Annotated in this window: 1 protein-coding gene; it reads left to right on the forward strand. The window is 72.3% G+C overall.

Features of this window, described 5'->3' with window-relative positions; translation table 11 throughout:
• Nucleotides 1–89 precede the first annotated feature (89 nt).
• The gene (locus SPR02S_RS23495) at nucleotides 90–22,064 is read left to right on the forward strand and encodes a non-ribosomal peptide synthase/polyketide synthase (RefSeq protein ID WP_019059449.1); all 21,975 of its coding nucleotides are present in this window, start codon (nucleotides 90–92) and stop codon (nucleotides 22,062–22,064) included.
• Nucleotides 22,065–22,125: the final 61 nt, after the last annotated feature.

Consider the following 22,125-nt stretch of genomic DNA (forward strand, 5'->3'; position numbering starts at 1 on the left):
TCTATCAAGTAAGGCAATGCTTACCTTACTATGCGAGCGGTCGCGGCTCCGCTGAGCCGTTCCACACGCATCGGGAGGCACGGGCAGCTGTGGCGGGCAACACGCTTTCTTCGGCACAGGCAACGGCGACGAACGACTTCTGGCGACGGCGGTTCGCGTCACCGGTACCGGAGACGTCCCTGCCGTTGGACTTCCCCCGTCCGCCACGCGGGGAGGGCGCGGTCTCCCGCGCGCAACGCGCGTCAGTCCTCGCCGTGACAGCCGACGAGGCCACCCAACTCACCGCATTTGTCGCCCTGTTGCACCGCTACGGCGGTACGACGGCCACCGAGACGGCAGTGGCCCACGACGGCCTCCCGCTGCGCGTCACCATCGACGGCGACACCCCGTTCTCCCAACTCCGCGACCAGATCGAGGCCGTACGCGCAGAGGCTGCCACCCACCACCTCCCGACCACCGAGCTGCTACGGATCCTCGCCCCCGAACCCTTCCGCGGCGGCGGCCTGTTGTGCGCCACGGGCTTCGGCCCCGCCCCCTGGGACGAGAGCGCCCCGCTGGACCTGGCGCTGACCGTGACCGAGGGGGAGGGTGGGGGAGAGGGCGGCGGCGAGGTGTCGGCCGACTACCGCACCGACCTCTTCTCGCCCGCCACCGTCGACCTGATCCTCGGCCACTACGGCACCCTCCTCGCCGACGCCGTAGCCCGCCCGGACACCCCGGTCGCCGACCTCGAACTCCTCGGCGCGGACGAACGGCACCACATCCTGCACGGCTGGAACGACACCGAGCACGACGTCCCCGCGCTCACCTGGCCCCGCATGTTCGCCGACCAGGTCGCCGCCCGCCCGCACGAGATCGCCCTCATCCACGAGGACGTCCGCCTCACCTACGCCGAACTCGACGCCCGTGCCGCCAAGTTGGCGCACGCCCTGGTGGCTCGCGGTGCCGGTCCCGAGCAGGTCGTGGCGCTCGCCGTACCGCGCTCGGCCGACATGATCGTGGCCGAGGTCGCCGTCCTGAAGTCGGGCGCGGCCTATCTGCCGGTCGACACCGACTACCCGGCCGACCGCATCGCGTACATGCTCGCCGACGCCCGCCCCGTCTGCCTCGTCACCACCGCCGAGATCGCCCCCGACCTCCCGCCGGACCTCGACCCGCTGGTCCTCGACGCCCCCGAGACGGTCGCCGAGCTGGCCGCGTACCCGGCCCAAGGTCCGTCCACCGCCGATGAGTTGACGACGGCGCACGCGGCCTACGTCATCTACACCTCAGGATCCTCCGGCCGCCCCAAGGGCACGGTCCTCTCCCACGCGGGCGTCGCCAAACTCGTGGCCACCCAGCAGGAACGCTTCGGCATCGGCCCGCACAGCCGGGTCCTCCAGTTCGCCTCGCCCAGCTTCGACGTCGCGTTCTGGGACCTCTGCCTCGGCCTGCTCTCCGGCGGCCGCCTGGTCGTCGTCCCCGCCGACCGCCGCGTCCCCGGCGCACCCCTCGCGGACTACGCCAACGAGCACGGCATCACCTTCATGATCCTGCCGCCGGCCCTGCTCGCTGCCATGCCCGAGGACGTCCAACTCCCGCCCCAAGCAACCCTGTTGGCGGGCACGGAACGCGTCTCGCCCGAGCTGGTCGGCCGGTACGCGCGCGGCCGGATGATGTTCAACGCCTACGGCCCGACCGAGGCCACCACCAACTCCACCCTGGGCCTGTGCGACCCGGACACCCCGGCCGGCACCATCGTGCCCATCGGCGTCCCCGACCCCGGCACCCGCGCCTTCGTCCTCGACGACCGGCTGCGCCCGGTCCCCGCCGGTGTCACGGGAGAGCTCTACCTCGGCGGCGCCGGACTGGCCCGCGGCTACCTCGGCCGCCCCGCGCTCACCGCCGAGCGCTTCGTCGCCGCCCCCGCCGACATGACCGCCGCACCCGGCGAACGCCTTTACCGCACCGGCGACTTGGTCCGCTGGAAGGCGGACGGCCGACTGGAGTTCCACGGCCGCGTCGACACCCAGGTCAAGATCCGCGGCTTCCGCATCGAGCCGGGTGAGATCGAGTCCGTCCTGCGCTCCCACCCGTCCGTCGACCAGGCCGCCGTCGTCGTCCGCGAGGACCGCCCCGGCGAACGCCGCCTCGCCGCCTACGTCGTGCCCTCGCTGGACGCCGAGGCGAGCCCGGACGAGGGGGTCGCGGACTGGAAGGACCTGCACGAACTCCTCTACTCCGCCGCAGGATCGGACGGTTTCGAGGAGAACTTCGCCGGCTGGAACAGCATGTACGACGGCCTTCCGATCGCCCTCGCGGACATGCGAGAGTGGCGCGAGGCCACCGTCGACCGTATCCGCGCGCTACGACCCCGGCGCATCCTGGAAATCGGCGTCGGCAGCGGCCTGTTGCTGTCCCGGCTCGCCCCGGACTGCGCCGAGTACTGGGGCACCGACCTCTCCGAGGAAGCCGTACGCGCCCTGGGCGCCCAGGTGTCCGCCGTCCCCGAACTCGCCGACCGCGTCACCCTGTTGGCCCGCCCCGCGCACGACCTCACCGGTCTGCCCGAAGGCCACTTCGACACGATCGTCGTCAACTCCGTCATCCAGTACTTCCCCGGCGGCGACTACCTCACCGGCGTACTCCGTGACGCCGCCGCGCTCCTCGCCCCCGGCGGCGCGGTGTTCGTCGGCGACGTACGCAATCTGCGGCTGCTGCGCACCTTGAGCGCGGCCGTCGAGAGGGGACGGGTGCGGGACGACGGAGACGAGACGGGCACGGACAAGGAAGCCCTGCGCGCCGCCGTGGACCGGGCGGTCGCCTGGGAGGGCGAACTCCTTGTCGACCCCGACTACTTCACCAGCCTCGACGGCCTCACCGCCGACATCCGCGTCAAGCGCGGCACCCACCACAACGAACTCACCCGCTACCGCTACGACGTTGTGCTCCGATCGCGGCCGGACGCCGCCGAGGTGATGCCCGAGTCGCCCTGGCCCACGCTCGGTTCGGTCCAGGCGCTGGACGAGCTGCTCACCGAACGGCCGGACCGGTTGCGGATCACCGGCATTCCCAACTCCCGTCTCGCCGACGACCTCGCCGCGCTCGACACCCTCGACGACAGCAGCAGGCCGGCCGCCGGGGCATACGGTGTCGACCCGGAGGCCCTGTACGAGACCGCCGCGCGGCACGGCTACGAGGTGGCGCTCACCTGGAACGGGGACGCCGAGGACGGCAGCCTGGACGCCGTCTTCGCCCCCGAAGGCGACGGGCAGGTCCTCGTGCGGTACCGCCCGGGAGCCGGTCACCCGCTCACCAACCGCCCCGCCCCCTTCCGCAACGTCAACGCCCTGATGTCGACGCTGCGGACACACGCCACCGAGTACCTGCCGGACTACATGGTCCCGGCCGCGTTCATCCCGCTGGACCGGCTGCCCGTCACCCCGAGCGGCAAGCTCGACGCCGCCGCGCTGCCCGTCCCGGACCTCACCCGCCAGCTGAGCGCGGGCCGGGCGCCCGAGACGGCTCGCGAGCAGCTGCTGTGCGACCTGTACGCACGGGCGCTCAAGGTGCCCTCGGTCGGCGTCGACGACGACTTCTTCGCGCTCGGCGGCGACAGCATCGTCGCCGTCCAACTCCTCATCCTGGCCCGCCGCGCAGGCCTGGAACTCACCCCGCGAGACGTCTTCCGCCACCGCACGGTCGCCGAACTCGCCACGGTCGCCCGCACCGGGACGGCCGACGATCTCGACACCACCCCGTGGCAGACCTTGAGCGATGACGAACTCGCGGCTGTTCAGGGCGAGTTCCCCGTCACCGTCGAGGAAGTACTTCCCCTCGGCCCGCTCCAGGAGGGCTTCTTCTTCCACGCGCTGGTGGACGGCGCCGAACTCGACGCGTATGTCGTGCAGCAGGTCATCGAGTTGTCCGGACCGGTCGACGGCACCCTGCTGCGTCAGGCCGCGCAACGACTTGTCGACCGGCACGCCCCGCTGCGCGCCTGCTTCCGCCAGACGCCCGACGGCCGCCCGATCCAGCTCATCGCATCCGGCCTCGAACTGCCCTGGCACGAGGTCGACCTGTCCGCGCAGGACGACACCACGGTCCGCCGCGACCTCGCCGAGGCAGTCGCCGCCGACGAACGCGCCCACCGCTTCGACCTCGCCCGCCCGCCGCTGATCCGCTGCGCCCTCATCCGCTTCGGCGAGGACCGCAGCCGACTGGTCCTGACGTTCCATCACATCGTCGCGGACGGCTGGTCCTTGCCGGTCCTGCACCGCGAACTCCTCGCCCTCTACGGCGAGAACCCGACCCCCCTCCCCGAAGTCGCCCCCTACCGCGGCTACCTCCGCCGTATCGCCGGCGCCGACAGCGACGCCGCCCGCGCTGCTTGGAGCGACGCCCTCGCCGGGGTCGACGAGCCCACCCGACTGGTGGAGACCTCCGCGCCCGCCGGACCCGTCGAACCCGCCCAGATCCGCGTGGAGTTGACCGAGCGGATCACCTCGCGGCTCGCCGCCCGCGCCCGGGAACGCGGAGTCACCCTCGGCACGCTCGTCCAAGGTGCCTGGGGTCTGCTCGTCGGCCGGATGACGGGCCGCGAGGACGTGCTGTTCGGCACCACGGTCGCCGGACGTGACGCCGCCGTCGACGGCATCGAGTCGATGATCGGCCTGTTCATCAACACCCTGCCCACCCGCCTGCGTTGGGCTCCGGGTGACACCCTGGGCGGGCTGCTGGACCGACTCCAGGACGAGCAGAGCGCGCTCCTCGACCACCAGCACCTCGGCCTCGCCGACATCCAGCGCGCCACCGGGCACGCGGGCGACGGTGAACTCTTCGACACCCTCGTGGTGTTCGAGAACTACCCCGGCGGCGAAGGCGCCCCGGGCATCACCGACCCCACCGGCACGATCGCGGTCGCAGGCCACGCCTTCCACGACGCCGTGCACTACCCGCTGGCCCTCATCGTCAAGCCCGGCCGCCGCCTCGACCTGCGCCTCAAGCACCACGCCCGCCGCCTCGACGCCGACGCCGTGCAGTCCCTCGCCGACCGGCTCACCCTCATCCTGCACGCGCTGGCGGACGACCCCGGCGCCCGCGTCGCCGACCTCGACCTGCTGACCCCGGAGGAGCTGGCGGACGCCCACCCGGCGGGGGAGACGCGGCCGGTTCCGGCCAGCACCCTCGCCGCCGCGTTCGCCGCGCAGGTCGCGCGCACGCCGGACGCGACGGCTGTCGTCCACGACCGCACGACCACGCTCACCTACGCCGAACTGGACGCGCGAGCCGAGGAGTTGGCCGCACGCCTGCGGGCCAAGGGTGCAGGGCGGGAGCGGATCGTCGCCGTCGCCGTACCCCGCTCGGCGGAGTTGATGGTGGCGCTGCTGGGTGTCCTGAAGTCGGGGGCCGCCTATCTGCCCCTCGACCTGGACTATCCGGCCGAGCGGCTCGCGTACATGCTGGCCGACTCGGGGGCGACGACGGTCGTCACGACGGAACGGGACGCGGACCGGCTGCCGCCGGTCGAGGGCCTGGACGTGCTGCGCGTGGACTCGGAGGGCGACGAAGCTCTGTTCGGCGGGACTCCGGACCCCGCCCACCCCGACGACCCCGCCTATCTCATCTACACCTCCGGTTCCACCGGCCGCCCCAAGGGCGTCGTCGTCACCCACCGCGCCATCGGCAACCGGCTGGCGTGGATGCAGGGCGGGTACGAACTCACCGCCGACGACCGGGTGTTGCAGAAGACGCCGTCCAGTTTCGACGTGAGCGTGTGGGAGTTCTTCTGGGCGCTGCGCGAGGGCGCCGCCGTAGTCCTCGCCGCTCCTGACGGACACCGCGACCCCGCCTATCTGGCCCGCCTGATCCGGGCCGAGGGCGTCACGACGATGCACTTCGTGCCGTCGATGCTGGAGGCGTTCCTCGCCTCGGACGAGGTCACCGCCGACCCCGCGTGGGCGGGCAGCCTGCGCCGCGTGTTCAGCAGCGGCGAGGCCCTGTCCGGGGCCGCCGCCCACCGCTGGCGCGAGCTGACCGGCGTTCCGCTGCACAACCTCTACGGCCCCACCGAGGCCGCCGTCGACGTGACCCACCACGCCTACGACGGCGCGTCCGACACCACCGTGCCCATCGGCCGACCCGTGTGGAACACCGGCCTGCGCGTGCTCGATTCGTGCCTGCGCCCGGTCCCCAACGGCGTCCCCGGCGAGCTGTACCTGACCGGCGTCCAGCTGGCCCGCGGCTACCACCGGCGCCCCGCGCTCACCGCCGACCGCTTCGTCGCCGACCCGTACGCCACCGAACCCGGCGCGCGCATGTACCGCACCGGCGACCTCGTACGCCGCCGCCCCGACGGCACGATCGACTACCTCGGCCGTACCGATCGCCAGGTCAAACTCCGCGGCAACCGGGTCGAACTCGGCGAGATCGAGGCCGAGTTGACGCGAATCCCCGCAGTGGCCAGGGGCGCCGTCGTCATCCGCGACCAGCGGCTCGTCGCCTACGCGGTGCCGTCATCCGGAGTCACACTCGACCCCGCCGAGCTGCGTGCCGCCCTCGCGGACGCGCTGCCCACGCCCCTGGTCCCGGAGGCGTACGTCGTCCTCGCCGACCTCCCGCTCACCCCGAGCGGCAAGTTGGACCAGGCCGCGCTGCCCGCCCCCGAGGCCGAGCGTGCCGAACGCCGTTCGCCCGCAGGGCCGTTGGAGCGGCAGCTCACCGAGATCTTCGCGGCCGTCCTCGGCATCGAGGACGCGGGCCCGGACGACGACTTCTTCCGGCTCGGCGGCGACAGCATCAGCTCCATCGGCGTAGCCAGCCGGGCCCGCGCGGCCGGCCTGGACCTGAGCCCGCGCGACGTGTTCACGCACCGCACCCCGGCCGCCCTCGCGACGGCGGCCACTCCCACGGCCGTTGTGGTCCCGGCAGCCGCAGACGTATTCGCCCTCACCGATGCCGAACACGCCCGCGTCCGCGCCGTCGCCGCCCCGGCGGAGGTCGCCGACGTATGGCCGCTGGCCCCCCTCCAGGAGGGCCTGTTCTTCCACTCGGCCTACGACGAGGGTGCGTTGGACGTCTACACCGTCCACGAGACCTTCGACTTCGCGACCCGCCTCGACACCACCCGGCTGCGCGCCGCCGTCCGCACCCTCCTCGACCGCAACCCCGGCCTGCGCGCTGGCTTCACCAGCGACGGCCTCGACCAGCCGGTGCAGTTCATCGTCGAGGACCCGGAGATCCCCCTCGAAGAGGTCGACCTCTCCCTCCTCCCCGCAGCTGAACAGGACGTTCTGCTACGGGAGTTGACGGACGCCGAACGCAACCGCCGCTTCGACCTGTCCGCACCCCCGCTCTTCCGGCTCCTTCTCCTGCGCCTCGGCGCGGAGCGCGGCGACCGGCTCGTCATCGGCCGCCACCTGATCCTCTGGGACGGCTGGTCGGCCTGGCTGTTCCTCGACGAGCTGTTCGCCCTCTACGAGACGGGCGGCGACGCCAACGCCCTGCCCGAGCCCGGTAGTTACCGCGACTACCTGACCTGGCTCGAGGAGCAGGACGACTCGGTCGCCACGGCCGCCTGGCGCACCGCGCTCGCCGGTCTCGACGAGCCGACACTGCTCGCGCCCACCGCCACCGACGGCCTCGAACCCGTCATCCCCGACCAGCTCGACGTACACTTGTCCGCCGAACTCGGCGACCGGCTACGCGAGTTGGCCCCGGCCCACGGCCTGACCCTCAACACGATCCTCAACGCGGCCTGGGGACTCACCCTCGCCTCCGCGACCGGCCGCGCCGACGTCGTGTTCGGTACGACCGTCGCCGGACGCCCCAGCGAGGTCCCCGACGTCGGCAACATCATCGGCCTGTTCCTCAACACCGTCCCGACCCGGATCGCCCTCGACCCCGCCGAACCGGTCCTCGACCTGCTCCGCCGCATCCAGGGCGAACGCCTCGACCTCATGCCGTACGAGCACTTGAGCCTCGGTGTCCTCCAGGCCGAGACCGGCCACCGCAAGCTCTTCGACACGCTGTTCGTGCTGCGCAACAACGACACCGAGGAGCGTTTGGCGGACCTGAAGACCCGGCACGGCGCCACGGCCGTCGCCAACGTCGACGCCACCCACTACCCGGCCAACCTCGTCATCACCCCCGGCCGTGAGATCGCCGTCACCCTCACCCACCGCCCCGACCTCGTCCCAACTGACAGCGCCCAGGCCCTCCTCGACCGATTCGCCCTGCTCGTCGACCGCCTCACCGTCGACCTCACGGCCCCGGTCGGCTCCCTGGACCCGCTCCTGCCCGCCGAACACGAGGCGCTACGGCGGGAGTCGGCGGCCAGCCGTGTCCCCGACCCCGAGGACACCATCGCCGACCTGCTGACCGCGCAGGCCGAACGCACCCCGGACGAGCGGGCCCTCGTCTTCGGCGAGCGCAGCATGACGTACGCCGAACTCGACGCCGCCGTAAACCGGTTGGCCCGGCTGCTGATCGACCGGGGCGCGGGCCCCGAGCGAGTCGTCGCCCTCGCCCTGCCGCGCTCCCTCGACATGGTGGTCGCGCTCTTCGCGGTCCTGCGCACCGGAGCGGCCTACCTGCCCCTGGAGTTGGACCACCCGGCCGACCGCCTCTCCCTGATGCTGGCCGACGCCCGCCCGCTCCTCCTGCTCAGCACCACGGCCGTATCCGCCACGCTGGACGGCGAGATGACCCGCGTCCTGCTCGACACCCCTGAGACCAAGGGGGAGTTGGCGGGCCAGTCGGATGCTCCGGTCCGTCGCCGCTTCAGCCTCGAACACCCCGCCTACGTCATCTACACCTCCGGCTCGACCGGCCGCCCCAAGGGCGTCGTCACCCCCTACCGGGGCCTGACGAACATGCAGTTGAACCACCAGAAGGAGATCTTCGAACCCGCCATCGCCTCGGCCGGCGGCCGACGGCTGCGCATCGCGCACACCGTGTCCTTCGCCTTCGACATGTCGTGGGAAGAGCTGCTCTGGCTCGTCGAGGGCCACGAAGTGCACGTCTGCGACGAGGAGTTGAGGCGTGACGCCGAGGCGCTGGTCGCCTACTGCGAACGGCACCGCGTCGACGTCGTCAACGTCACCCCCACCTACGCCCGACTCCTCATCGAGCAGGGCCTGTTGGAGGGCCACGTCCCGCCGCTCGTCCTGCTCGGCGGCGAGGCCGTCCCCGAGACGGTGTGGACGGCGCTGCGCGACACCGAGGGGACGTACGGCTACAACCTGTACGGGCCGACCGAGTACACCATCAACACCCTCGGCGGCGGCACCCTCGACAGCGACACCCCGACCGTCGGCAAGTCCATCCGCGGCACCCGCGCCCACATCCTCGACGCCTGGCTGCGTCCGGTGCCCGACGGCGTCCCCGGCGAGCTGTACATCGCCGGAATCGGCCTGGCCCGCGGCTACTTGGACCGGCCCGCGCTGACCGCCGAACGCTTCGTCGCCGACCCGTTCGGCGAACCAGGCGAACGCATGTACCGCACCGGCGACCTGGTCCGCCGCAACCCCGACGGCAACCTCGACTTCCTCGGCCGCACCGACGACCAGGTCAAGATCCGCGGCTACCGCATCGAACCCGGCGAGATCGAAACAGCCCTCAGCCGCCACCCGTTGGTCGCCCAGGCCGCCGTCGTCGTCCGCGACGAACGCCTCGTCGGCTACGTCGTCCCCTCCGGCGCCGACTCCGCCGAACGCACCGCCGCCGAGGCCGCGCAGGTGGGGGAGTGGCAGGAGATCTACTCGGACGAGTACGAGGAGATCGGCACCGCCGTCTTCACCGAGCAGTACGACGGCTGGGACAGCTCCTACGACGGGCAGCCCATCCCCTTCGAGGAGATGCACGAGTGGCGCGAGGCCACCCTCGCCCGCATCGGCTCCCTCAAGCCCCGCCGCATCCTCGAAATCGGCGTCGGATCAGGCCTGTTGCTGTCCCGGCTCGCCCCGGACAGCGAGGCGTACTGGGCAACCGACTTCGCCGCGCCCGTCATCCGCAAGATCGGCGAGGAGGTCCGGCGCGACCCCGCCCTCGCCTCCAAGGTCGAACTGCGCTGCCGCCCGGCCGAGGATCTGAGCGGTCTGCCGTTCGCCTACTTCGACACGATCGTCATCAACTCCGTCATCCAGTACTTCCCGAGCATCGACCACCTGACCGCCGTGCTGCACGGCGCGATGGAGCTACTCGCGCCCGGCGGCGCCCTGTTCGTCGGCGACGTCCGCAACCTGCGGCTCGCCGGCACCTTCCACACCGAGATCCAGCGCACCCGGGGCACCGCGGAGGCGGACCTGGAGCGGGCGGTGGAACGCGGCCTGCGCCTGGAGAAGGAACTCCTCGTAGACCCCGACTACTTCACCACCCTCGGCTACGGCGTCGACCTGCGCACCAAGCGCGCCCACCACCACAACGAGCTGAGCCGCCACCGCTACGACGTCGTCCTCTACGCCGACGAGCCGGACGTACGCCTGGACAACATCCCCTCCGTCGACTGGGCCACCGGCAACACCATCGGCGAACTCCTGCGCGGCGACTGGTCGTCGGCCGAGGCCATCGGCCAACTCCTGGCCGGCAACTGGTCCGCGACCGGTGTGGCCGGTGAACGCCCGCGCGGGGAACGGCCCGAGGCACTCCGCTTCACCGGCATTCCCGACGGCCGTACGACCGAGACGGGCGTCGACCCCGAGCACCTGCACGAACTCGGCACGGCGGCCGGTTACCGGGTGCTGACGACCTGGTCGGGGGAGACCGGGACCTATGACGCCGTGTTCCTGAAGTCCGCCGAACTACGCGTCACCGGCGGCCTGTTCCGCCCCGGCGGCGGTACGCAGCCCTACGCCAACGACCCCACCGCCGCCCGCGAGGCGAGCGCGCTCGTACGGCGGCTGCGTGAGGACCTGGGCCGTGAACTGCCCGACTACATGGTCCCGTCGGCCTTCGTCACCGTCGAAGGCCTGCCCATGAACGCCAACGGCAAGCTCGACGTCCGCGCACTGCCCGACGCCGAACCCGCCGTCGCCCTCGGCGGCGGACGCGGCCCGCGTACCCCGCAGGAAGAGGTGCTCTGCCGGCTGTTCGCCGAGGTGCTGGGGCTGCCAGAGGTCGGTGCCGAGGACAACTTCTTCGACCTGGGCGGCCATTCACTCCTTGCCACCCGGCTGGTCAGCCGCGCCCGCACCGAACTCGGCGCCGAACTCGCCATCCGCGACCTCTTCGAGGCACCCACACCCGCCCTTCTCGCGGGCCGTGCGGACACGGCGAGCCCGGCCCGCCCGGCGGTCACCCCCGTCACCGACCGGCCCGCCCGTATCCCGCTTTCGGCCGCCCAGCGACGGCTGTTGCTCGTCGAGGAGATCACCGGCAGCGGCGTCGCCTACAACTTCCCGCTGGTGTTCCGGCTGCGCGGCACCCTCGACACCGAGGCCCTGGCCGCCGCCCTGCGGGACGTCGCCGGACGCCACGAGGCGCTGCGGACGGTGTTCCCGACCCACGAGGGCGAGCCGTACCAACGGATCATCCCGGCCGCCGACGCCCATCCCGTCTCCACGATCGTCGACTGCACCGAGGACGAACTGCCCGCGCTGATCGAGTCCGCCCAGCGCCGCCCCTTCGACCTGACCACCGAACTCCCGTTGCGTTGCGAGGTGTTCAGGCTCGGCCCGGACGAGCACGTGGTCGCCGTCGTCCTGCACCACATCACCACCGACGAGTGGTCCGACCGCCCCTTCCTCGCCGACCTCGACACCGCCTACGCGGCCCGCCGCGCGGGACGGGTGCCCGAGTGGGCTCCGCTGCCGGTGCAGTACGCCGACTACACCCTCTGGCAGGACGACCTCCTCGCCCGCACCGGCGAGGCCCAACTCGCCCACTGGGCGGATGCGTTGCGTGGCCTGCCCGAGGAACTCGCCCTGCCCGCCGACCGACCGCGCCCCGCCGAACCGACCGGCCACGGCGGCAAGGTCCGCCTGGAACTGCCCACCGCCACCGGCCACGCCCTGCGCGACCTCTCCGGCGCCACCGGTACCAGCATGTTCATGCTGTTCCAGGCAGCCACCGCCGCGCTGCTGAACCGGCTCGGCGCGGGCGAGGACATCCCGCTGGGCGCCCCCATCGCGGGCCGCACCGACGAGGCACTCGCCGACCTGGTGGGCTTCTTCGTCAACACCCTGGTGCTGCGCACCGATGTGTCCGGCGACGAGCTGACGTTCCGTGAACTCCTGGGCCGGGTAAAGGAATCGTCCCTCGCCGCCTTCGAGTACCAGGACCTGCCCTTCGACCGGGTCGTGGAGGCCCTCAACCCGCCCCGCGTGGCCGGCCGCAACCCGCTCTTCCAGGTCATGCTCGGCTACCACCACCGCCCCGACGGCGACCCGGACGTGCTCGGCCTCGCGACCGAGTGGTTCGACATGGACACCGGCATGGCCAAATTCGACCTCCACTTCACCTTTGTCGACGAGACGGGCGGCGACCGGGTGGTCCTGCTCCTGGAGTACGCGACCGACCTCTTCGACCACGGGACGGCGGAGCGGATCGCCGCCCGCATGGCCCGCCTCCTGGACCACGCGGCGGCCGAACCCGACCGCGCGGTAAGGGACTTCGACCTCCTGGCGGACGCCGAACGCGCGCTGGTCCTGGACGAGTGGAACGCCACCGACCACCCGGTCCCGGCCACCACCCTCCCCGAACTCTTCCGCGCCCAGGCGGCCCGCACCCCGGACGCCACGGCCCTCGCCTTCGAGGGGCAGCGGCTGACGTACGCGGAGCTGGACGCCCAAGTGGAGCGCACGGCAAGGGTGTTGGCGGCGCTCGGCGCAGGCCCCGAGCAGACCGTCGCCGTGGCCCTCCCGCGCTCACTCGAACTCGTCGTCGCCCTGCTCGCCGTACACCGAGCCGGAGCCGCCTACCTCCCGCTCGACCCCGACTACCCCGAGGACCGCCTCGCCCTGATGGTCGAGGACGCCCGCCCGGTGCACATCATCCGCGGCACCCTGCCGACCGGTCCCGAGGGCCAACTCCCCACGTCCTACGATCCGTCGAGCCCCGCGTACGTCATCTACACCTCCGGCTCCACCGGCCGCCCCAAGGGCGTCGTCGTCCCGCACCAGGGCATCGTCAACCGGCTGCTGTGGATGCAGGACGCGTACGGCCTCACGGCCGCCGACCGGGTGCTGCAGAAGACGCCGTCCAGCTTCGACGTGTCGGTGTGGGAGTTCTTCTGGCCGCTGATCACCGGCGCCACGCTGGTCGTCGCCCGCCCCGAAGGACACCGCGACCCGGCCTACTTGGCCCGCCTCATCCGCGAACAGGACGTCACCACGGTCCACTTCGTGCCCTCCATGCTCCAACTCTTCCTGGAGGAGCCCTCGGTAGCCGACTGCGCCGGCCTCCGCCGCGTGATGTGCAGCGGCGAGGCCCTGCCCGTCGCCCTCACCCACCGTTTCCACGAGGTCCTGACCACCGCCGAACTGCACAACCTCTACGGCCCGACCGAGGCCTCGGTCGACGTGACGGCCGTGGAGATCGGTCCGGACGCGACGAGCGTCCCGATCGGCCGCCCGGTGTGGAACACCCGCACCTACGTTCTCGACGCGGGCCTGCGTCCGGTACCGCCCGGTGTCCCGGGCGAGTTGTACCTCGCGGGCGTCCAGCTCGCCCGCGGTTACCTCGACCGGCCCGGCCTGACCGCCGAGCGGTTCGTCGCCGACCCATACGGCGCCCCGGGCACGCGCATGTACCGCACCGGCGACCTGGCCCGCTGGAATGCCGACGGCACGATCGAGTACCTGGGCCGCACCGACGACCAGGTGAAGGTACGCGGCTTCCGCGTCGAACCCGGAGAGATCGAGGGCGCGTTGACCGCGCATCCCTCCGTCGCGCATGCCGTCGTCGTGGTCCGGGAACAGCGTCTGGTGGCGTACGTGGTCCCGGCCGGGGTCGGCGGACCGGTCGACTTGAGCACGTTGCGGGCCCACACGGCCGCCGCTCTCCCCGCCCACATGGTCCCGGCCGTCTTCATGACCCTCGACGGCCTGCCCCTCACCCCGAACGGCAAGCTCGACCGCGCCGCCCTGCCCGCCCCCGACTTCACGACCACCACGGACGCAGGCAACGCGCCCCGCAGCCCGCGCGAGGAGATCCTCACCGGACTCTTCGGCGACGTCCTCGGTCTCGAACGCGTCGGCGCCGACGAGGACTTCTTCACCCTCGGCGGTCACTCACTGCTCGCCATGCGCCTGGTCAGCCGCGTCCGCACGGTACTTGGCGCCGACCTCACCGTCCGTTCCGTCTTCGAGGCGTCCACGCCCGCGCTCCTCGCGGCCCGCCTGGACGACCGGGCCGGCGGACTGCCTGCCCTCGTCCCGGCCGACCGGCCCGACGAACTCCCGCTCTCCTACGCCCAACAGCGCCTGTGGCTGCTGCACCGCATCGAGGGCCCGGGAGCCACGTACAACATCCCGGCCGCCTGGCGCCTGACCGGCGTGCTCGACCGGGACGCGCTGGCCGCCGCGCTGGACGATGTCGCCGTACGACACGAGAGCCTGCGCACGGTCTTCCCCGAGCGGGACGGCCGCCCGCGCCAGGTCGTGCTGGACCAGGTCACTGTGCCCGTCCACCACAGCCGGGTCACGGAGACCGAACTGCCCGACCGGCTCGCCGAGGCCGCCGCGCGCGGCTTCGACATCGACCGCGAACTCCCGCTCCGCACGCACCTGTTCGAGGTGAGCGAGGACGAGCACGTCCTGCTGCTGGTGCTGCACCACATCGCCGGCGACCAGTGGTCCGACGGTCCGCTGTGGCGCGACCTGGCCACGGCCTACGCGGCCCGCCGCGAGGGACGGGCACCCGTGTGGGCGCCGCTGCCCGTGCAGTACGCCGACTACGCCCTCTGGCATCGCGAGGCGCTCGGCGACGCCGACGCCCCGGACAGTCGCCAGTCCCGTCAACTCGCCTACTGGCAGACGGCATTGGCTGGTCTGCCGGACGAGCTCGCGCTGCCCACCGACCGCCCCCGCCCGCTGGAGAGCAGCCACCAGGGCGGCGCCGTCGGACTGACCCTCGACCCCGAACGGACCCGTCGACTGCGGGCGTTGGCCCGTCGTCACGGCGTGAGTATGTTCATGGTCACCCAGGCCGCCGTCGCCGCGCTGCTGCACCGGCTCGGGGCCGGGGACGACATCCCGCTCGGCGCACCCATCTCCGGGCGCGGTGACGAACACCTCGAAGACCTGGTCGGATTCTTCGTCAACACCCTTGTCCTGCGCACCGATCTGTCCGGCGACCCCACGTTCGCCGATCTGCTCGCCCGCGTCCGGGACACCGACCTCGCCGCCTACGAACACCAGGACCTGCCCTTCGAGCGCCTGGTGGAGGCGGTCAACCCGGCCCGGTCGCTGGCCCGGCATCCGCTGTTCCAGGTGATGGTCGTCCACCTTGATGACGAGGGCGCCACGCCTGCGCTGTCCGGCCTGACCGCCCGCCGTGAGGAACTCGGCCAGCAGGGCGCCAAGTTCGACCTCAGCTTCGACTTCGTCGAGCAGGGCGAGGACGGGATGCGGTGCTGGATCGAGTACAGCGCCGACCTCTTCGACGAGTCGACCGCCGAACTCCTCGCCCAGCGCCTGGAGTTGCTGCTAACCCAGATCGCCACCGACCCCGACCGACGCATCGGCGCGCTCGACGTCCTGCGCGACGACGAACGCGCCCTCGTCCTCACCGACTGGAACGACACCGCACGCACCGTCCCCGACCTCACCCTGCCGGAACTCTTCCGCGCCCAGGTCGCCCGCACCCCCGAGGCCACGGCGGTCGTCTTCGAGGACACCGCCCTCACCTACGCCGAACTCGACCTGCGGGTGGAGAAGTTGGCGCACACGCTCGCCGCGCACGGAGCGCAGGCCGAGGCGGTCGTCGCCGTCGCGCTGCCCCGCTCCCTCGACCTCGTGGTGTCCCTCCTCGCGGTCCACCGAGCGGGCGCCGCCTACCTTCCCCTCGACACCGGCTACCCGACCGAACGGCTCGCCTATACGCTCGCCGACGCCCGCCCGGTCTGCCTGATCACCACCGAGGGCGTCACCCTCCCGGACGCCGACGTGCACACCCTCACGGTGCATGCGGACGGCACCTCCGACGACCCGGCGTACGCACCGCTGCCCACCGCCCACGACCCCCGCCACCCCGCCTACGTCATCTACACCTCGGGCTCGACCGGCCGTCCCAAGGGCGTCACCGTCCCCCACCAGGGCATCACCAACCGCCTGTTGTGGATGCAGGACGCGTACCGTCTCGACGCCGACGACCGGGTGTTGCAGAAGACCCCGGCCGGGTTCGACGTGTCGGCGTGGGAGTTCTTCTGGCCGCTGATCACCGGCGCCACGCTCGTCGTGGCCCGCCCGGAAGGCCACCAGGACCCGGTCTACCTCGCCGAACTGATCCGGCGTCAGCACATCACCACGGCCCACTTCGTACCGTCGATGCTGCGCGCCTTCCTCGACGAGCCCGGCGCCGCCCACTGCATCGAGCTGCTCCAAGTGATGTGCAGCGGCGAGGCGTTGCCCGCCCAGCTGGCCGCCCGCTTCCACCAGGTCCTGCCGGGCAGTCGCCTCCACAACCTCTACGGCCCGACCGAGGCATCCGTCGACGTCACCGCCCACGAGGTACCCGCCGACCCGGCCACCGTGCCGATCGGCCGCCCGGTGTGGAACACCCGCACCTACGTCCTCGACGCCGGACTGTGCCCCGTACCGCCCGGCGTGGCCGGCGAACTGTATCTGGCGGGCGTCCAGTTGGCGCGCGGCTACCTGGGCCGATCCGCCCTGACCGCCGAACGCTTCGTCGCCGACCCGTACGCCACCGAGCCCGGCGCCCGGATGTACCGCACCGGGGACCTGGCCCGGTGGACCCGGGACGGTGAACTGGAGTACCTCGGCCGCGCCGACGACCAGGTCAAACTGCGCGGGTTCCGTATCGAACTCGGTGAGATCGAGAGCGTGTTGGTCGCCCACGGGAGTGTCGCGCACGCCACTGTCGTGCTGCGGGACGAACGCCTCGTCGCGTACGTCGTACCGAGCGGCGAGACAGCGGACTCCGCCGAACTCCGGGCCCACACCGCCCGGTCGCTGCCCGACCACATGGTTCCGTCGGCCGTCGTCACCCTCGACGCCCTCCCGCTCACCCCCAACGGCAAGCTCGACCGGCGTGCCCTGCCCGCCCCCGACTTCGCGGCAGAGGTGACCGACACCCGCCCGCGCACACCGCTGGAGGAGACCCTCTGCGCCCTCGTGGCGGACGTGCTCGGTCTCGAACGCGTAGGTGTCGAGGACGACTTCTTCTCGCTGGGCGGCGACAGCATCGTCGCCATGCAGCTGGTCGCCCGTGCCCGCGCGGCCGGGCTCACCTTCAGCCCGCGTGACGTGTTCCGCCACAAGTCGGCAGCCGGGCTCGCCACCGTCACCGCCACCACGGCCGCCGCCGAGCGCGACGACCAGGTCACCCTGCTCGACCTCACGTCCGACGAACGCGCCGAACTCGCCGCCCTGCCCGCCGGAACCGAAGTCCTCCCCGTCTCCCCGCTCCAGGCCGGTCTGCTCTTCCACGCCGCCCTCGACTCCGGCGACGACGGACCGGACGTGTACACCGTCCAGGTCTCCTACGACCTCGAAGGCCCCCTGGACGCCGACCGGTTGCACACCGCGGCCCAGGCGGTGCTCGACGCGCACGAGAACCTCCGCAGCGGCTTCCGGCACCTGCCCTCCGGGCGCCCCGTGGCCGTCGTACCGCGCACGGCCGTCCTGCCCTGGCGGCAGCTCGACCTCGCCGACGAACCGGAGGAGTGGGAGCGCCTGCTGGTCCAGGAGCGGCGCCGCTTCGACCCCGAACGGCCGCCGCTGCTCCGGCTGTTGCTGGCCCGGCTCGGTCCGGACCGGCACCGGCTCGTGCTCTCGCACCAGCATCTCCTGCTGGACGGCTGGTCGCTGCCGCTGCTCACCGCCGAACTGTGGGCGCGCTACGAGGGTCGTACACCGGCCGCGCCCACCCCATACCGTGAGCACCTGCGGCTGCTGGCCGCCCAGGACCCGGCCGTCTCCACCGCCGCGTGGGCCGAGGCCCTCGGCGGGCTGGCGGAGCCGACGCGCCTCGCGCCGGTCGACCCCGACCGTGCCGCCGTCGTACCGTCCACCCACACCGTGGAGTTGGACCCGGACCGCACGACGGAGCTGGAGGCGTTCGCGCGCCGGCAGGGCGTCACCGTGAACACCCTTGTCCAGGCCGCCTGGGGCGTGCTGCTCGGTCGGCTCACCGGCCGGGACGACGTGGTGTTCGGCGCGACCGTCGCCGGTCGCTCGCCCGAACTCACCGGCGCCGAGTCGATGATCGGCCTGTTCATCAACACCATCCCGGTACGGGTACGGGTCCGCCCGGAGGAGAGCACGGCCGCACTCCTCGACCGGCTCCAGGACGAGCAATCCAGGCTCATCGCCCACCAGCACCTCGGCCTCGCCGACATCCAGCGGGCCGCCGGACTCGGCGAACTCTTCGACACCCTCGTGGTGTTCGAGTCCTACCCGGTCCCCGACGACGAAGAGGGCGGCGACGGGCCGCGCGTCTCGGTCCGGGACCACGAGGACTCCACCCACTACCCGTTCGCGTGGGCGGTCGAGCCCGCCGAACGGCTGCGCCTCACCGCCGAGTTCAGGCCCGACCTCTTCCAACCGGCCGTCGTACGACGGATCACGGACGCCATGACCGCCCTCCTCACAGGCATGGCGGCCGAGCCCGACCGCCCCGTCGGCCGACTCGACCTGCTCGATTCCGCCGAGCGGCATACGGTCCTGGAGACCTGGAACGACACCGCGCTGCCCGCACCGGAGACCGAACGGCTCGGCACCGTACCGGCGTTGTTCGTCGCGCAGGCCGCCGCCGACCCCGGCGCGGTCGCCGTCACCGACGGCCGTACGACGTGGACGTTCGCCGAACTCGACGCTCGTACCGACCAGTTGGCCCGCGTCCTAGCCGGACACGGTGTCGGACCCGAGCGGATCGTGGCCCTCGCGCTGCCCCGTACCGCCGACCACATCGCCGCGATCCTCGCCGTGATGAAGGCGGGCGCCGCCTATCTGCCCCTCGACCCCGACCTCCCCGAGTCCCGCCTGACCGGCATGCTCGACGACGCCCGCCCCGCGCTGATCCTGGCCACGGCGGAGACGGCCGCCACGCTGCCCTCAACCACCGTACCCGTCCTGCGACTTGACGCCCCGACCGACGGACTGCCGGAGGCTGAACCAGTCGCCCCCGGCCCCGACCACCCCGCCTACGTCATCTACACCTCGGGCTCCACCGGCCGCCCCAAGGGCGTAGTCGTCACCCAGCGAGGCATCGCCAACCTCTTCCACAGCCACCGCCACGACCTGCACGAGGTCGCCAAGCGGCGCACCGGACTGCGGCGCCTGCGGGTCGGGCACGCATGGTCGTTCTCCTTCGACGCCTCCTGGCAACCGCAGTTGTGGCTCCTTGACGGGCACGCGCTGCACATCGCCGACGACGAGACCCGCCGCGACCCCGAACTCCTCGCCGCGTTCATCCGCGACCGGGGCATCGACTTCATCGAGGTCACCCCGTCGCTGCTCGCGCAGATGGCGGACAGCGGCCTGATCGGGGACGAGGGCGACTGCCCGCTCTCCGTGCTCGGCTTCGGCGGCGAGGCCGTACCCGAGTCGCTGTGGGCGCGGTTGGCCGCCCTTCAGGACACCGAGGCGTTCAACCTGTACGGCCCCACCGAGGCCACCGTCGACGCGCTCGTCGGCCGGGTCCGCGACAGCGCCACCCCGGTCGTCGGACGGCCGGTCCACGAGTCCCGCGCCTACGTCCTCGACCCCGCCCTGCGCCCCGTACCGCCGGGCGTCACAGGGGAGTTGTACCTGTCGGGCCCTGGCCTGGCCCGCGGTTACCTCGGCCGGCCCGAACTCACCGCCGAACGCTTCGTCGCCGACCCGTACGCCACCCAGCCCGGTGAGCGCATGTACCGCACCGGAGACATGGCCCGCTGGACCGAGGACGGCCTCCTTGAGTTCGCCGGACGCACCGACGACCAGGTCAAGATCCGCGGCTACCGCATCGAACTCGCCGAGATCGAGGCCGCGTTGGACACCCACCCTGCCGTCACGCAGAGCGTGGTCGTGGCCCGCGAACACCGGCCTGGCATACGGCAGTTGATCGCCTACGTCGTCGCCGGCGGCACGGACGGTGCCGAACTGCGCGCCCACGCCGCCTCCGTTCTGCCCGACTACATGGTCCCGGCCGCCGTGGTCGTCCTCGACCAGTTGCCGCTGCTGTCGAACGGCAAGCTCGACCGATCCGCCCTGCCCGCCCCGGACTTCACCGCCCAGGGCGGCGGCCGGGCCCCCGAGAACGACACCGAGCGCACCCTGCGCGACCTGTTCGCGGACGCCCTCGGGCTGCCCGCCGAGGCGGTCGGCACGGACGACGACTTCTTCACCTTCGGCGGTGACAGCATCGTCGCCATGCAACTCGTCGCCCGGGCCCGCGCCGGTGGGCTGCGGGTCACGCCCCGCCAGGTCTTCCAGCACCGAACCGTCGCCGCCCTCGCGGCAGTTGCGGTCCCGCTCGACGCCGACGAACGGCAGGCCGTCCACGACGACGGGACCGGTACCGTCCCGCTCACCCCGATCATGCGGGGCCTGCTGGAGCGCGGCGGTCCCATCGCCGCCTACCATCAGGCGGCTCTGGTCCAGACCCCGGCCGACCTGACCGAACCCGGCCTGCTGACCGTGCTCACGGCACTCGCCGACCGGCACGACATGCTGCGGGCCCAACTCGTCCGCGAACCCGAGTGGTTGCTGCGGGTACCGGCCGCACGGGACACAGACGTCAGCACGTGGCTCACCCGCGTCGATGTGCGCGGGGCGGACGACGACGAACTGCGCGCGGCCATCTCCCGCCACGCCGAGACGGCCCGGGCCGGGCTCGACCCGGACGCCGGGGCGATGGTGCGGGCGGTCTGGTTCGACGCCGGACCCGGACAGCCCGGCCGACTCCTCATCCTCGTCCACCACTTGGTGATCGACGGCGTCTCCTGGCGCGTCCTGCTGCCCGACCTGGCCACCGCCTGGGCGGCGGTCAGGGGTGGTCGTACGCCCGAACTCGCCCCCGTGGAGCTGTCGTTCGGCCGTTGGTCCCGGCTCCTCGGAACCCGCGCGACCGACCCGGCCACCGAGGACGAGCTGCCCTGGTGGACCTCCGCTCTCGCCGAGGGCGCCGAACTCCCGCTGGCCCGGCCCCTCGACGCGGCCCGGGACACGGTCGCCACCACTCGGTACGTCTCCGTGTCCCTGCCCGCCGATGTCACCGGGCCGCTGCTGAGCCGAGCCCCGGCCGCGTTCGGAGCCACCGTCAACGACGTGCTGCTGACCGCGTTCGCACTGGCGGTCGGTGACTGGCGGGCCCGGGAACTGGGCGCGGAACGGGCGGGCGGACCCGTCCTGGTGGACGTGGAGGGCCACGGCCGTGAGGAGCAACTCGCGGGCGACGCCGACCTGTCCCGTACGGTCGGCTGGTTCACCAGCGTCGTACCCGTACGACTCGACCCGGGCGAGGCCGACTTGGCGGACGCGGCGGACGCCTTCGCGGGCGGACCCACGCTGGACGCGGCCCTGGCCCGCATCCGCGAGCACCTCACCGCACTGCCCACGGCCGGTATCGGACACGGCCTGCTGCGCCACCTCAACCCCGAGACCGGCGCACGTCTCGCCCAACTCGGCGAGCCGCAGATCGAGTTCAACTACATGGGCCGCTTCGACCGCCCGGCGGCAGCCGACTGGTCCTACGCCCCCGAGGACGACGCCGCCGACCTCGACGCCGACCCCGGCCAGCCGATGTCCCACGCCCTGACCCTCAACGCCATCACCGAAGACCGCCCCGAGGGACCGGAGTTGAGCGCCCACTGGGCGTACGCCGCCGAACTCCTCACCGAGGAACAGGTACAGGACCTGGCCCGCACCTGGTTCCGCGCGCTGGAAGCAGTCGTACGACGAGCGGCCGTACTCAACAAGCCCTGACCCCACCGGACTTACCCGACCGACTCACTCACCCGACCGCATCAGAGAGGCAAGGAACCCC

It is taken from the genome of Streptomyces prunicolor NBRC 13075 (genome assembly GCF_000367365.1).
GTDB lineage: Bacteria > Actinomycetota > Actinomycetes > Streptomycetales > Streptomycetaceae > Streptomyces > Streptomyces prunicolor.